15 protein-coding genes and 1 riboswitch are annotated in these 13,171 nt (G+C 64.0%); of the genes, 5 read left to right on the plus strand and 10 right to left on the minus strand.

Features of this window, described 5'->3' with window-relative positions:
• Positions 1–119 precede the first annotated feature (119 nt).
• Together wecB and upp are read right to left on the minus strand one after the other, a co-directional pair.
• Positions 120–1,244 carry a non-hydrolyzing UDP-N-acetylglucosamine 2-epimerase gene (wecB, locus tag VEZ38_RS16740; protein WP_324895479.1) on the minus strand — a complete coding sequence of 375 codons (1,125 nt, stop codon included), beginning with the start codon at positions 1,242–1,244 and terminating at the stop codon, positions 120–122.
• Between the two features lie 54 nt (positions 1,245–1,298).
• A complete protein-coding gene (gene upp, locus VEZ38_RS16745) occupies positions 1,299–1,928 on the minus strand; it encodes a uracil phosphoribosyltransferase (protein WP_324895453.1) in 630 nt (209 codons plus the stop codon).
• Positions 1,929–2,138: 210 nt separating this feature from the next.
• On the opposite strand from upp, the gene VEZ38_RS16750 reads away from it, so the two are divergent.
• From VEZ38_RS16750 to VEZ38_RS16770, 5 genes are all read left to right on the plus strand, one after another.
• A complete protein-coding gene (locus tag VEZ38_RS16750) occupies positions 2,139–3,455 on the plus strand; it encodes a stage II sporulation protein P (RefSeq protein ID WP_324895455.1) in 1,317 nt (438 codons plus the stop codon).
• A gap of 86 nt (positions 3,456–3,541) precedes the next feature.
• The gene (locus tag VEZ38_RS16755; RefSeq protein ID WP_324895457.1) at positions 3,542–3,886 is read left to right on the plus strand and encodes a hypothetical protein; all 345 of its coding nucleotides are present in this window, start codon (positions 3,542–3,544) and stop codon (positions 3,884–3,886) included.
• Between the two features lie 92 nt (positions 3,887–3,978).
• Positions 3,979–5,397, plus strand: a complete 1,419-nt coding sequence (locus VEZ38_RS16760; RefSeq protein WP_324895459.1) for an ABC transporter substrate-binding protein — start codon at positions 3,979–3,981, stop codon at positions 5,395–5,397.
• A gap of 115 nt (positions 5,398–5,512) precedes the next feature.
• Positions 5,513–6,625, plus strand: coding sequence for a sugar ABC transporter permease (locus tag VEZ38_RS16765; RefSeq protein WP_324895461.1), 1,113 nt, complete (start codon positions 5,513–5,515; stop codon positions 6,623–6,625).
• Entirely contained in the window at positions 6,622–7,728 is a 1,107-nt protein-coding gene (locus tag VEZ38_RS16770; RefSeq protein ID WP_324895463.1) for a carbohydrate ABC transporter permease, read from the plus strand. Before VEZ38_RS16765 ends, VEZ38_RS16770 begins: the two co-directional genes overlap by 4 nt.
• Positions 7,729–7,793: 65 nt before the next feature.
• Here VEZ38_RS16770 and VEZ38_RS16775 read toward each other — a convergent pair whose 3' ends face one another.
• From VEZ38_RS16775 to VEZ38_RS16810, 8 genes are all read right to left on the minus strand, one after another.
• Positions 7,794–8,027 (minus strand): hypothetical protein, encoded by a 234-nt coding sequence (locus VEZ38_RS16775; protein ID WP_324895465.1) that lies wholly within the window; start codon positions 8,025–8,027, stop codon positions 7,794–7,796.
• A complete protein-coding gene (locus VEZ38_RS16780) occupies positions 8,017–8,217 on the minus strand; it encodes a hypothetical protein (RefSeq protein WP_324895467.1) in 201 nt (66 codons plus the stop codon). Before VEZ38_RS16780 ends, VEZ38_RS16775 begins: the two co-directional genes overlap by 11 nt.
• Before the next feature lie 72 nt (positions 8,218–8,289).
• Positions 8,290–9,174: an endonuclease/exonuclease/phosphatase family protein gene (locus tag VEZ38_RS16785; protein ID WP_324895469.1), complete on the minus strand. Its 885-nt coding sequence runs from the start codon at positions 9,172–9,174 to the stop codon at positions 8,290–8,292.
• Between the two features lie 107 nt (positions 9,175–9,281).
• Positions 9,282–10,529 carry a serine hydroxymethyltransferase gene (glyA, locus tag VEZ38_RS16790; protein ID WP_324895471.1) on the minus strand — a complete coding sequence of 416 codons (1,248 nt, stop codon included), beginning with the start codon at positions 10,527–10,529 and terminating at the stop codon, positions 9,282–9,284.
• A 20-nt stretch (positions 10,530–10,549) separates the two neighbouring features.
• Complete coding sequence (locus VEZ38_RS16795) at positions 10,550–11,131, minus strand: TIGR01440 family protein (protein ID WP_414694736.1); 582 nt, start codon at positions 11,129–11,131, stop codon at positions 10,550–10,552.
• Positions 11,132–11,148: 17 nt separating this feature from the next.
• Positions 11,149–11,607: a ribose 5-phosphate isomerase B gene (rpiB, locus tag VEZ38_RS16800; RefSeq protein WP_324895473.1), complete on the minus strand. Its 459-nt coding sequence runs from the start codon at positions 11,605–11,607 to the stop codon at positions 11,149–11,151.
• Between the two features lie 80 nt (positions 11,608–11,687).
• Positions 11,688–11,769, minus strand: a riboswitch (ZMP/ZTP riboswitch).
• A 39-nt stretch (positions 11,770–11,808) separates the two neighbouring features.
• Entirely contained in the window at positions 11,809–12,390 is a 582-nt protein-coding gene (locus VEZ38_RS16805) for a low molecular weight protein arginine phosphatase (protein WP_324895475.1), read from the minus strand.
• A gap of 67 nt (positions 12,391–12,457) precedes the next feature.
• Complete coding sequence (locus tag VEZ38_RS16810) at positions 12,458–13,018, minus strand: manganese efflux pump MntP family protein (RefSeq protein WP_324895477.1); 561 nt, start codon at positions 13,016–13,018, stop codon at positions 12,458–12,460.
• Positions 13,019–13,171 lie beyond the last annotated feature (153 nt).

Here is a 13,171-nt window from a genome sequence, read left to right on the forward strand (position 1 = left end):
TTGTCAATTCATATAAATTCAAACATTCCGTGAACGGACCGCGGGAAAACGTTGATTTATCAAGGTTTTTCCGCCATACAAACCATACAGTACGACTGTATGCTGTCGGATTCGGCGCTTTACGGCGCGAACGGTTCGGGGCGGCGTCCGGCAACGCCGAAATGATACAAAATCGCGTCAACGATGCGCTCCGACGCCCGGCCGTCGCCGTACGGGTTCGCCGCCCGGCTCATCCGCTCGTACAGCGCCGCGTCGGTCAGCAGCGCGCGCGCGCGCTCGTACACCTTCGCTTCGTCGGTACCGACGAGCTCCAATGTGCCCGCATCGATCCCCTCCGGCCGCTCCGTCGTGTCCCGCAGGACGAGCACCGGCACGCCGTAGGTCGGCGCCTCTTCCTGCAGCCCGCCGGAATCCGTCAAAATGAGGTGCGTGTGCGGATACAGGTTGTACATCTCCACGAGATCGAGCGGCCGTTCGAGCCGAATGCGCGGATGTCCGCCGAGCAGCTCCTGCGCCGGCTCGAGCACCGCCGGATTCGGATGCACGGGGTAGACAATCGCGACATCCTCGAACTCGTCCGCGAGCCTCTTCACTGCCCGGAAGACGCTTCGATGCGGCTCGCCTTGATTTTCCCGCCGGTGCGCCGTCATCAGCACGAGCCGCTTCCCCGCCGCCCAGTCGAGAATCGGATGCTCGTAGTCGTCCTTCACGACGTACCGCCCGACGTCCGTCACCGTATTGCCCGTGACGTAAATCGCCGACTCCGGCTTGTTCTCCTTTACTAAGTTGCTCGCCGACCAGCTCGTCGGGGCGAAATGCACGTCCGCGAGCACGCCGGTGAGCTGCCGGTTCATCTCTTCCGGATACGGCGACAGCTTGTTCCACGTGCGCAGTCCCGCCTCTACGTGCCCGACCTGAATTCGCTGCAGGAACGCCGCGTAACTCGCCAGGAACGTCGTCAGCGTATCGCCGTGCACCAGCACGATGTCGGGGCGCGCCTCCTGCAGAACGGGCTCCAGCCCTTGCAGCACGCGGATCGTCACCTCGTTCAGCGTCTGCCGATCCTTCATGACGTTCAGGTCGTAGTCCGGCTTAATGCCGAACGTGTCCAGCACGCTGTCCAGCAGCTCCCGATGCTGCGCCGTCACGCAGACGATCGATTCGATTTCGTTCGTACGCTTCTGCAGCTCCAGCACGAGCGGAGCCATCTTGACCGCTTCGGGCCGCACGCCGAAAATCGTCATGACTTTTATGCGTCCGTTCAACGCGTTTCACTCCTCGTTTTCCCCATTAAACTCTTACTTCGTCCCGAACAGCCGGTCGCCCGCGTCTCCGAGCCCCGGAATAATATACCCATGATCGTTCAAATAATCGTCGATCGCGGCCGTATAAATATCGACGTCGGGGTGCGCCTCCTGCATCGCCTTCACGCCCTCCGGCGCGGCGATGAGGCACATCAGCTTGATTTGCTTGCAATCCCGCTTCTTCAGCATATCGATCGCGGCGATCGCCGACCCGCCCGTCGCGAGCATCGGATCGATGACGATCAGCTCCCGCTCCGTCACGTCCGTCGGCAGCTTCGCGTAATATTCGACCGGCTGCAGCGTCTCCGGATCCCGGTACAGCCCGATATGGCCGACCTTCGCGGCGGGCAGCAGCTTTAAGATGCCGTCGACCATGCCGAGTCCGGCGCGCAGGATCGGGATGAGGCCGAGCATTCGGCCCGAAATCACCTTCGCCTCGGCCGTCGCGACCGGCGTCCTTACCGTCGTCTTCTCCAGCGGCACGTCGCGCGTGATCTCGTACGCCATCAGCGTCGCCACCTCGTCCACCAGCTCTCGAAAATCCTTCGTATTCGTCCGTTCGTCGCGGATGTAGGTCAGCTTGTGCTGAATGAGCGGATGATCGCACACAAACACTTTGCTCATGCGTTCCGGTCCTCCTTGGCTAAGGTGCGCGTTTCCAATTCTGGCTAAAACCTAACCCATTATAACATTGTCGTCTCGGCCATGCACTATGCTCGTCCGCGCGCCGCGAACGCCTCCTCCCGCTCTTCGTCCCCTCACGGTTCTACTTCCTATCAACGATTCATAGAATGCAAACTAAGAGAGTCTCACCCGAAACGAAGGAGAAGAATCATGCGGATGAAACAAGCGTTGAGATGGGCGGCGGAAGCGATCGGCGGCTTGGCCCGGGCGCTCGGCACGGTCGTTGCCTGGTGCGTGGTCGGCGGCTTTATCGCGGTGACGGCAATATCGATACTATGGAAAATGGACGCGTCCCCGATTCAAGGACTCGACGGGGCGGCGGCGGCGCTGCCGAGCCGGTTTTACGCGGATATGCTCAGCTTCGAAATCGCGCGGCTGGAAGCCGGCGACGAGGAGGAGTCGTCCTTCTCCACCCGGAACGTCGCCTCCTTCCTGACGAAGCTGACGACCGGCGTCGATCCGGCCGATCCGCGCACGCTCGCAGCGCAGCTGCTGCCCGGCACCCATGGGGAGGGCAACATCATTTTAATTCACGGCATCGGCACCGGTCCGGCCGATTACCCGGTGGAGGTGCCGCCGGCCCCCCACCTGCAGACGCCCGCGGAAGTGCCGCTGCCGGAAGGCTATCCGACGACGCCGATCGACGAGCCGACGCCGACGGCGGAAGCGCCGCCCGGCGCCGAAACGCCGGCCGAGGACGGCCAAGCGCCGGCGCCCGCCCCCGCGCCCGCGCCGAACGTCGTCTTCGTCTACCATTCCCACCCCGAGGAATCGTACCTGCCGGAGCTGGAAGGCATTACGAAAGTCGACGAGGCGTTCGCCAAGGACGAATCCAAGACGGTCGCCGCCGTAGGCGCGTATTTGTCCGAAGCGCTGGAGAAGAAGGGCGTCGGCGCGATCCATTCGGATTTGTACTACCCGTGGCGCGGCGCCTATAACGCCTCACGCAAGACGGTCGAGACGGCGATGTCGAAATACGAGGACTTAACGTATTTCATCGATATCCATCGCGACGCCGCGAGGAAAGACAAGACGCGGCTCGAGGCGAACGGCACGTCGTACGCCAAGCTGTATTTCGTCGTCGGGCAGAAAAATCCGAACTACGAGCAAAATCAAGCGTTGGCGGAGGAGCTGCATTACCGGATCGAAGAGAAGGTGCCCGGCCTCTCGCGCGGGGTCGTCGGCAAGCGGGACGGCTCCAACGGCGAATTCAACCAAAGCTTGTCGCCGAACAGCATTCTCGTCGAGTTCGGCGGCGTCGACAATACGCTCGAAGAGACGTTCCGCACCGCCGAGGTGCTCGCCGAGGTGCTCGCGGAGCTGCATTGGGAACGCGCCGAAGCCGTGAAAGCGAATGCCGAGGCGGCCGAGCCCGAAGCCGACGCGCCGGCCGAAGCGCCGGCTTCGCCGAAGCCGTCGGCGTCCGGCGCGCAAGCGCCTCCGCTAACGGCCGCCCCCGGCGCCTGACGCGCGGCGGCATGCATGATGGAAGCCCTCCCTGGACATGGTAATGGACGATAATCCATTCCTGTGTGCATCGGAGGGCTTCTTCTATGGCAGACACCCAAGTGGCGGACATCGCCGATTGGTTCATGAGCAACATCGACACCCCGCTCGTCATCCGCAAGGAAGAGCAAGGCGACATCGACCAGGTGCGGATGACGGTGCGCAAGGTGTCATTCCTGTCCGGCAGCCCGGACCGCGACGACTACGTCGAAGAGGATCGGCTCGTGCTGTTCGGGGAGGGGCGCATCGCGACGGAAGGCGACGGCGGCGCGGCGGCGCTGCCGAGGGACTCCTACGAAATTCCGCTGCAGCCGGGATTTCGGTGCCAGATCGACGGCGCCGAGCTTCGCGTAGCGACGGATCGGGCCGCCTACCACGTCGTTCCGCAATAATCCGGCGCCGGCGCCGGGAATAAACCGCCCGAACGGAGGGATACTTTCCCGCGAGGAACCAAATTCCACCAAAAACAAAGGGGCAACCACTGATGAAAACTTCCCGTGCGACTTCGGCGGCGGCGATCGTTCTTTGCCTCGGCTTGCTGCTCGCCGCGTGCGGCGGCGGCAACGGCGCCGGCGGCAACGACCGCGGCACGACCGGCGCCGGCGGCGAGCAAGCCGGCGGCAACGACGGCGGCGCGGCCGGCGGCGAGCAAGGCGGCCAAGGCTTTTACGAACGAGCGATGAACCAAGAATTCAGCGGCGCGACGGTCACGATGTTCGGGCCGTTCACCGACGAAGACGCCGTGAAATTCGAGTCGTCCATCGCCGACTTCGAAGCGGCCACAGGCATCGACATTCAATACGAGGGCTCCAAGGAGTTCGAGACGACGATCGCGATTCGGGTGAACGGCGGCAACGCGCCGGACATCGCCGATTTCCCGCAGCCCGGCCTGCTCGCCAACTTCGTGCGCACGGGCAAGGTGCTCGACGCGGCTCAATTTCTCGACATGGACTGGCTGCAGCAAAACTACAATCAAAGCTGGCTCGACATGGCGATGATGGACGGCGCCGACGGCAGGGAAATCATGGCCGGCGTCTGGCACCGCGTCAACGCGAAAAGTTTGGTCTGGTATCCGAAGCGCGAATTCGAGGAAGCCGGATACGAAATTCCCGAGACGTGGGACGAGCTGATCGCGCTCTCCGATCAGATGGTCGCCGACGGCGTCGCCCCGTGGTGCATCGGCATCGAATCCGGCGCGGCGACCGGTTGGCCGGCGACGGACTGGCTCGAGGAAGTGATGCTGCGCACCACGTCGCTCGAAAATTACGACAAGTGGGTGACCGGCGAGCTGCCGTTCGACGATCCGGTCGTCAAGAACGCGGTCGAGCGCATGTCGGACATTTGGCTGAACGACGAATACGTCTTCGGCGGCCGCAAGGCGATCGTCACGACGAATTTCGGCGACGCGGCGAAGCCGCTCTTCACCGATCCGCCGAATTGCTTCCTGCACAAGCAGGGCAACTTCATTACGAGCTTCTTCCCGGAAGGGCTGCAGGCGGGTCAGGATTACGGCTTCTTCTATCTGCCGCCGATCGACGAGCAATACGGCAAGCCGGTGCTCGTCGCGGGCGACCTGATGGCGGCGTTCAACGACCGCCCCGAGGTGAAGGCGGTCATGGACTTCTTCACGCGCGGCGAATCGGTCATCAACTGGCTCGCGTCGGGCGGCTCCATCTCCCCGCATAAAGATACGCCGCTGGACGCGTACACGAACGAAGTCGACCGCGGCATCGCGGAAATTATCCTGAATGCGGACAGCGCGCGCTTCGACGGCTCCGACCTGATGCCGGGCGCGGTCGGCGCGGGAACGTTCTGGAAAGGCATGACGGATTACGTCAGCGGTACGGTCGATTTGGACGCCGCGCTGAGAGAAATTCAAGCGGGCTGGGCGACGGTGCAGTAAGGCGCGTATGCGACCGGAGCCCCCGCCCCTGCTTCGCGAACCGTACCGGATGTTGAGGGGGCGGCCGCGCGGGAGGGGAGGGGGTTCCTTTTCCGAAGCGAAGGAGGGGGTCCTTATGGACGCTAAGAACATCGCCGCGAGGCGCAGGAAGGCGAATCCGTTCACGGGGCGCATGGCGCTCCTGTCGGTCGCGATTCCCGCCGCGGCCGCGGTCGTCGTCTGGTTAGCTTTCTTGTTTCTTCGGGACGTCGCCGGCGGCTTCCCGCCTCTCGTGCAAGCGATCGCGGCCGTCGCCGCGGGCATCGGCGGCTTCTTCGCCGCGTACTTGGCGCTCCATTGGCTCGTGGACGGGTATCCGGACTGGGTGAAGGAACGCGTGCAGCCGTTCGTCTTCGTCGGACCGGCCGTCGCGCTGCTTGCGTGGCTCCTGTTCATTCCGACGCTTCGGACGCTGTATATAAGCTTCCTGAACGCCCGGGGCACGGAGTTCGTCGGGCTCGCCAACTACGTAACTGTCTTTACGGAGCGTACGCTGCTGTTAGCCATGCGGAATAACGTATACTGGGTCGTGATCGGCACGTTCGCCTCCGTGGCGTTCGGCCTGCTCATCGCCATCCTTGCCGACCGCAGCCGGTTCGAGACGCTCGCCAAGTCGGCGATCTTCATGCCGATGGCCATCTCGTCGGTCGCCGCCGGCGTCATCTGGCGGTTCATCTATTATTACACGCCGGAAGAGCGGCAGATCGGCCTGCTCAACGCGGTCGTGCAAGCGTTCGGCGGCGAGCCCCAAGCGTGGACGAGCCTCGTGCAGCCGGGCAACAACTTCCTCTTGATCGTCATTATGGTCTGGACGCAGACGGGCTTCGCGATGGTGCTGCTCTCCGCGGCCATCAAGGGCGTGCCCGAGGATTTGCTCGAGGCCGCGCGCATGGACGGAGCGACCGAGGTGCGCTCGTTCTTCAGCATCATCATCCCCTACATCCGAAAGACGATCGTAGCGGTGACGACGACGATTATCGTCTTTTCGCTCAAAATTTTCGATATCGTCATGGTCATGACCGGCGGACAGTACGGCACCGAGGTCATCGCGACTCAGTTCTACAAGCAGCTGTTCACGTACAACAACCCGGGGGTCGGTTCGACGATCGCCATCGTGCTGCTGATCATCGTGGTGCCCGTCATCGTCTACAACCTAAGGACGTTCCAACAGGAAGGAGGCTTTCGATGAAACGAAAACGGCGGGACCGGGACCAGAAGCTTACGTCCGGACAATGGCTCGTCAACGCCGCCCTGGCGCTGATCGTGCTGCTCTGGACGATCCCCTCCTTCGGCCTGCTCGTCTCCTCGTTCCGCACGCCCGAGGCGATTCTCGGCAGCGGCTGGTGGAACGTCTTCCCGCACCGCGATTACGTGACGGTCGATACGGTCGACCTGCCCGACGATACGCCGCTCCGAGGCGATATCGCGGTGGACGGCGCGGCCTACACGAATCGCCAGCTGTCCCAGGGCGTCGTGACCGCCGACGGGCGGCGGCTCGTCTGGGGAGACAAGGCGGCTCGCGTCGTCGACGTGCAGGAGCTGTCGTGGACCGCGGATTTGAACTTTACGACGCAAAACTACGACGCCGTCCTGTCCGGCAAGACGTTCCAAATTATCGTGAACGGGGCGAAAAAGACGTTCCAGGGGGACAACCTGCTGCGTTCCTTCTTCAATACGTTCACCGTCACGCTGCCGGCGACCGTCTTCCCGCTCCTGCTCGCCGCGTTCGCGGCGTACGGCTTCGCCTGGATGCGGTTCCCCGGGCGCAAAACAATGTTCGTCATCGTCATCGCGCTGCTCGTCGTGCCGCTGCAGGTGGCGCTCGTCCCGATCCTCCGGGATTACACATCCTTGCGCATCAACGGCAGCTACTTATCGGTTTGGATCGCGCATACCGGCTTCGGCCTGCCGTTAGCCACTTATTTTATGTTTAACTACATCAGCCAGCTGCCGCGCGACTTGTTCGAATCCGCGTTCATCGACGGAGCGGGGCATTTTACCATTTTCACCCGGCTGATTTTTCCGTTGACGGTGCCGGCGCTCGCCTCGATCGGCATCTTCCAGTTCCTGTGGACCTGGAACGATTATCTCGTCGCGCTCGTGTTCCTCGGCAACCAACCCGCGACGCAGGTGCTCTCGATGCGTATCGCGGATATGGTCGGCTCGCGGGGCAACGACTGGCATCTGCTGACGGCCGGCGCCTTCGTCTCGATGATTTTGCCGCTCGCCGTGTTCTTCTCGCTGCAGCGATATTTCGTGCGCGGGCTTCTCGGCGGTTCGGTCAAGGGGTAAGGGCGTCCGCCACAGACGAACGAAAGCCCGAGGGTCCTTGCGTCCCTCGGGCTTCTTCGGCGTTATTACCGGCGGGTCCAAGCGTCCCAGACGCCGATCGCGAACACCGCCACATTCACGGCGACCATGAAACGATAATCCCATGCGTTCGGAAAGCCTTGGATTTTCGTGTCGCTCGCGAACAAGAACGTCATGAATAAAAACAGCAGCACGTTAAACGTCAACGCGTACGCGGCGCTCGGCGGCAGCTTATGCAGCGGCAGCTTCTCGAGCGCGCGGGACAGCCACTCACCGATCATGCTCCTGCCCCCTCGGCAAGGGGACGTCGCCGTCGGCCGACCAGAATATTGCGGCGAAGAACAGACACGCGCCGACGACGACTTGGCCGCCGATCGGCGTCAGTGCCGGCCAGACGTCCGTATACAGCGCGGCGACGCCCGCCCACACGATCAACAGCGCGCAAATCTTGCGCGGCCCTCTCCTCCTCAAGCACGGTCCCTCCCTTCTCTCGTTCTCTATTAACATATGACGTTTCATAGAAAAGGGTAGGGCGACCTGTCCTTATTTCCGCACGGGCCACCGAATTCGGGCGCTGACCGGATAATGGTCGGACGGATAGCGGTTGCGGTATTTGCCGCGGTCGACCGACGCGGCTTCGAAGTCGCACTCCGCCGTCGCGAAGATGACGTCGATCGGCTCCCCCCGCAAGCCGCCGCCGCCGCGGAAGCCGTGGTACGTGGCGCCGACGGCCGCCGGGCCGCCGGGGAACGCCTCGTACGCGCTGGCGAGCCCGTAAGGCGGCAGCGCGAGCTGCGCGACCGCTTCGCTGCGCGGACCGGCGTTAAAGTCGCCGATCAAGGCGGCCGGCGCCCCGGTCCTGCCGCGAAGCTCCAGGAGCCTGGCCGCCGCGAGGGCGGCGCCGCGGGTGCGAGCCGTCCTGCTGATATGGTCGAGGTGCGCGTTGAAGACGGCGACCGTCGCCGCCGGCCCGCGCCGGGCGCGGAACAGCGCCCACGTGCAGATGCGCGGGAACGCGGCGCCCCAGCTTCGGCTGCCGGCTCGCTCCGGCGTCTCCGACAGCCAGAACGTGCCGGACGCCTCGACCGCCCACCGGTCCTCGCGGTATAAGATGGCGTTCGTCTCGTCCCGCTCGCCCCCCCGGCGCCCCTCGCCGAGCCAAGCGTACGACGGCAGCCTTGCGGTCAGCTCGAGCAGCATCGCCTTCGAGCCTTCCTGCGTGCCGACGAAATCGGCCGCCGCCGCGAGGACGGCGTCCGCCGCGGCGGCTTTGCGGTACCGCCACGCGTTCGCGCCGTCGAGCCACGACGGCCGCCGCAGGTTGAACGTCATGACCGTCGCGGCGGCGTGCTCCGCGTGTCGCTCCGCGCCGCGCTCGTCGGTCTGTCGGGCGGCGTGCGCCCCCGGCGTCGGAATGGTTGTCGGCATCCGTCGGTCCCTCCTTCTGCTTCCGCGTCGCTTCGCCCCCGACCCAAAGAAGACCCCCCGCAAGCCGTACGCGGGGAAGGTCTTCCGGCGGAACTGCCGTTCCGTGATTAATACGTCAGGTTCGGGTACAGCGGGTATTGCGCCGTCAGGTCGCGCACCTGGCCGCGCGCCTTCTCGAGCGTCGCCGCGTCGTGCGGATTTTTCAGCGTCGCCGCGATGATGCTCGCGATCGTGCGCATCGCGTCGACGCCCATGCCGCGCGTCGTCACCGCCGGCGTGCCGATGCGGATGCCGGACGTAATCATCGGGCCGGCCGGGTCGTTCGGGATCGCATTCTTGTTGACCGTGATGCCGATCTCGTCTAACACCTTCTCGGCGACTTTGCCCGTAATGTTCAGCGACTGCAAATCGACGAGCATCAAGTGATTATCCGTGCCGCCGGAGACGAGCGGGATGCCTTCCGCGAGGAATTGCTCCGCCATCGCCTTCGCGTTCGTCACGATGTTCTGCGCGTACGTCTTGAATTCCGGACGCAGCGCCTCGCCGAACGCGACGCCCTTCGCCGCGATAATGTGCATGAGCGGTCCGCCCTGCGTGCCCGGGAAGACGGCCTTGTCGATCGCCTGCGCCCACGGCTTGCGGCACAGGATGAGGCCGCCGCGCGGCCCGCGCAGCGTCTTGTGCGTCGTGCTCGTCACGAAGTGCGCGTGCGGCACCGGGCTCGGGTGCACGCCGCCGGCGACGAGGCCCGCGATATGCGCCATGTCGACCATGAACAAGGCGCCGATATCGCTGGCGATCGAGCTGAGCGCTTCGAAATCGATGATGCGCGGGTACGCGGACGCGCCCGCGACGATCATGCGCGGCATATGCTTGAACGCGAGCTTGCGCACTTTGTCGTAATCGATCGTGTGCGTGTCGTCCTCGACGCCGTACGGCACGAAGTTATACAGGATGCCGGAAGCGTTGACCGGGCTGCCGTGCGTCAAGTGTCCGCCGTGCGCGAGGTTCATGCCGAGCACCGTATCGCCCGGCTTCAGCGCCGCGAGATAGACGGCGAGGTTCGCCTGCGCGCCGGAGTGCGGCTGCACGTTCGCGTGCTCGGCGCCGAACAGCTGCTTCACGCGGTCGCGCGCCAGGTCCTCGGCGATGTCGACGTACTCGCAGCCGCCGTAGTACCGGCGTCCCGGATAGCCTTCCGCGTATTTGTTCGTCAGCACGGAACCCATCGCCTCGAGCACCGCCTCGCTGACGATGTTTTCCGATGCGATCAATTCGATGTTGTCCCGCTGCCTGCCGAGCTCGAGGCCCATCGCCTTCAGCATGTCCGGATCTTGCGCTCTCAAATGTTCCATCGTTTCTCCATCTCCCTTATTTATTCGTTCTTGTCGATCGATTCCTCTATGACATAGACGGCGCGGGCGCCGCCGATCAGCTTCGGCCGCGCGTACGCCGCATTGACCCTCGCTTCCCCGATGCGCCGAATCGCCGGCCGATACGGTACGGCCACTCGGCGCAGATGCATGCCGATCAACGTCTCGCCGACGTCGACGCCGGCGTGCGCGGCGATTTCCTCGACCATGACGGCCTCGGGCAGGTGCCGGTACGCATACGACGCCATGGCGCCGCCCGCCTTCGGCACCGGCACGACGGTCACCGGCTCGAGGCCGTACCGCTCCGCCGCCTCGCGCTCGACGACGAGCGCCCGGTTCAGATGCTCGCAGCATTGATAAGCGACGTAGATGCCCGTATCGCGGCGGAACCGCTGCAGCCCTTCGAATAACGCGGCGGCGACGTCGGTCGCGCCGGCCGTGCCGATGCGGCTGCCGAGCACCTCGCTCGTGCTGACGCCGACGACGAGCAGCCGGCCGGTCGTCAGCCCGCCCGCTCGCGCCGTCTCGAGGGCGATCGTATACATATCCTCCGTCCAAGTCGTGTCGCGGTCGGTCGGGTTCATTTTCCTAGGGTCCCCCCTTACGGATGCAGCTCCGCCTGCTTCTCCAGCGCGCACACTTTGCCGATGCGGTTTTTGTGCCGCTCGCCGTTCGAAAACTCGGTGGTCAGCCAGGTTCTCAGCACCTCTTGCGCCAAGCCCGGCCCGATGACGCGCTCGCCCATCGCGAGGACGTTCGTGTCGTTATGCTCCCGCGTCGCCTTCGCCGAAAACACGTCGTGCACGAGGGCGCAGCGAATGCCCGGCACCTTGTTCGCGGCGATCGACATGCCGATGCCCGTGCCGCAAAGCAGAATGCCCCGGTCGGCCGCTCCCGATACGACTTGGTTGCATACCTTCGACGCGAAATCCGGGTAATCGACGGACTCCGGTCCGTGCGCGCCGAAATCCTCTACCTCGTGCCCCAAGCCGCGAATGACGTCCAGCAGCTCCGCCTTCAGCCGATACCCGGCGTGATCGGCTCCGATCGCGATTTTCAAGATGACAACGCCTCCCTCTGTTATGTGCCATATTATACCCCAAACAGCAAAAAAGAGCATACGACGGGTGTTTCCCGTCCATGCTCTGCCCAGGCGACCGGCCGTATGCCCCGATGCTCCAATGTGGTTTATCTCCACTTGTCGCCAGTTACATCGGAGTCCCGTTATGGTTGTTGCGTTGTTCCCATCATACTCCATTCCTCACGCGCTGTAAAGACGGTCCAGCACCCGCCGGATCGCGGCTTCGATCTCCTCGGCCGTCTGCTCGTACCGCGCGCGGCTGCCGCCGATCGGATCCGAGATGTCCACGCTCGGCAACCGCCGTTCGAGCTCGTACAGCCGGTTTCGTTCGGCGCCGTCGACCGGCTGGCCGAGCGCCAGCTTCATCTGCAGCTCCGCGGTCAGCGACTCCCGCTCTTTGTGCAGCGCCGCCGTCTCCGCGTCCGCGCCCGCGAATTCCTTCAGGGCGTACGTCTTCTCCACCGCTTCGGGAAACATCTCCAAGAGCTGCCGCTTATGATGCGACGTCATCGTCAAAATCAGGTCCGCCCATTGCGTCAGGCGCCGATCGATTTCCGTCGATCGGAAGCCGCCCGGCTCGACACCTCGCGAGCGCAATACGTCCGCGGCGTGGCTCGACATCGGCTGCCCGCCCAGCGCGGCGACGCCGGCGGATTTCACTTCGACGCCGACGCCCCGCTCCGCCGCCAGACGGCGAAACAGCGCCTCGGCCATCGGGCTTCTGCACGTATTTCCTGTACATACCAGTAGGATTCGTTTCACGCGCTGCGTCCCCCCTTGGTCTTATTTTATGTAAAACGACCAAGAAGTACAAACGCCTCCCGCTCCGCTAAATCAGGAATAATATGCCGAACAGCAGCAGCACCGCCCCGCCGAACGTCTCGCCGTATTCGCCGATCATCTGCCCGACGCGGCGTCCCACGAGCAAACCGACGACCGAAAGCAACCCGCCCATGGCGCCGAAGAGCAGCACGGTCAAGATGAGGTCGGTGGCGAACATGCCGAGCGAGACGCCGACGGAAAGCGAATCGACGCTGACGCTGAGCGCGAACGCGAGCAGGCCGAAGAGCGAGCCGGTATTGAACGACGGCACGTCCTCGCCGCGCAGCGAGCTGTAAATCATATGGGCGCCCAAGATGACTAGGAGTCCTCCGCCGATCATGACCGCCACGTCGCCGAGCAGCGTACTGACGTATTGGCCCATGAAGAGGCCGACCAGCGGCATCACGACGTGGAACGCGGCGATCGCGACGCTGATTTTCGCTACATGGAGCAGCCGAATGCCCTTCATCCCGATGCCGACGCACAAGGAGAACGCATCCATGCCGAGCGCGACGGCGATGAGGAGGATCGTCATCGTCTGCCCCAGATGTTCCGTTAGTTCCGCCAAGTCATCCCCCTCCAGTCCCTTCTTTCCCATGCTTATGCGGACAAGAACGCATGTATGTCCGCGACGCGGAGACCGTTCGCGGAGTCGGGACGGAATCTTCTAGGGAAAAGGCGACTGCCGCAGAAAGCGGTTCTGCGGCGGCTTGGCGGCTTG

It is taken from the genome of Paenibacillus sp., from assembly GCF_035645235.1.
Classification (GTDB): domain Bacteria; phylum Bacillota; class Bacilli; order Paenibacillales; family YIM-B00363; genus Paenibacillus_AE.

Coding starts and splice junctions, on each gene's coding strand:
- VEZ38_RS16795 (WP_414694736.1), bottom strand. CDS start 11,131: ATGAACCCGACCGACCGCGACACGACTTGGACGGAGGATATGTATACG.
- VEZ38_RS16785 (WP_324895469.1), bottom strand. CDS start 9,174: ATGCCGACAACCATTCCGACGCCGGGGGCGCACGCCGCCCGACAGACC.
- VEZ38_RS16750 (WP_324895455.1), top strand. CDS start 2,139: ATGCGGATGAAACAAGCGTTGAGATGGGCGGCGGAAGCGATCGGCGGC.
- VEZ38_RS16760 (WP_324895459.1), top strand. CDS start 3,979: ATGAAAACTTCCCGTGCGACTTCGGCGGCGGCGATCGTTCTTTGCCTC.
- glyA (WP_324895471.1), bottom strand. CDS start 10,529: ATGGAACATTTGAGAGCGCAAGATCCGGACATGCTGAAGGCGATGGGC.
- VEZ38_RS16775 (WP_324895465.1), bottom strand. CDS start 8,027: ATGATCGGTGAGTGGCTGTCCCGCGCGCTCGAGAAGCTGCCGCTGCAT.
- VEZ38_RS16755 (WP_324895457.1), top strand. CDS start 3,542: ATGGCAGACACCCAAGTGGCGGACATCGCCGATTGGTTCATGAGCAAC.
- wecB (WP_324895479.1), bottom strand. CDS start 1,244: ATGACGATTTTCGGCGTGCGGCCCGAAGCGGTCAAGATGGCTCCGCTC.
- VEZ38_RS16770 (WP_324895463.1), top strand. CDS start 6,622: ATGAAACGAAAACGGCGGGACCGGGACCAGAAGCTTACGTCCGGACAA.
- VEZ38_RS16765 (WP_324895461.1), top strand. CDS start 5,513: ATGGACGCTAAGAACATCGCCGCGAGGCGCAGGAAGGCGAATCCGTTC.
- upp (WP_324895453.1), bottom strand. CDS start 1,928: ATGAGCAAAGTGTTTGTGTGCGATCATCCGCTCATTCAGCACAAGCTG.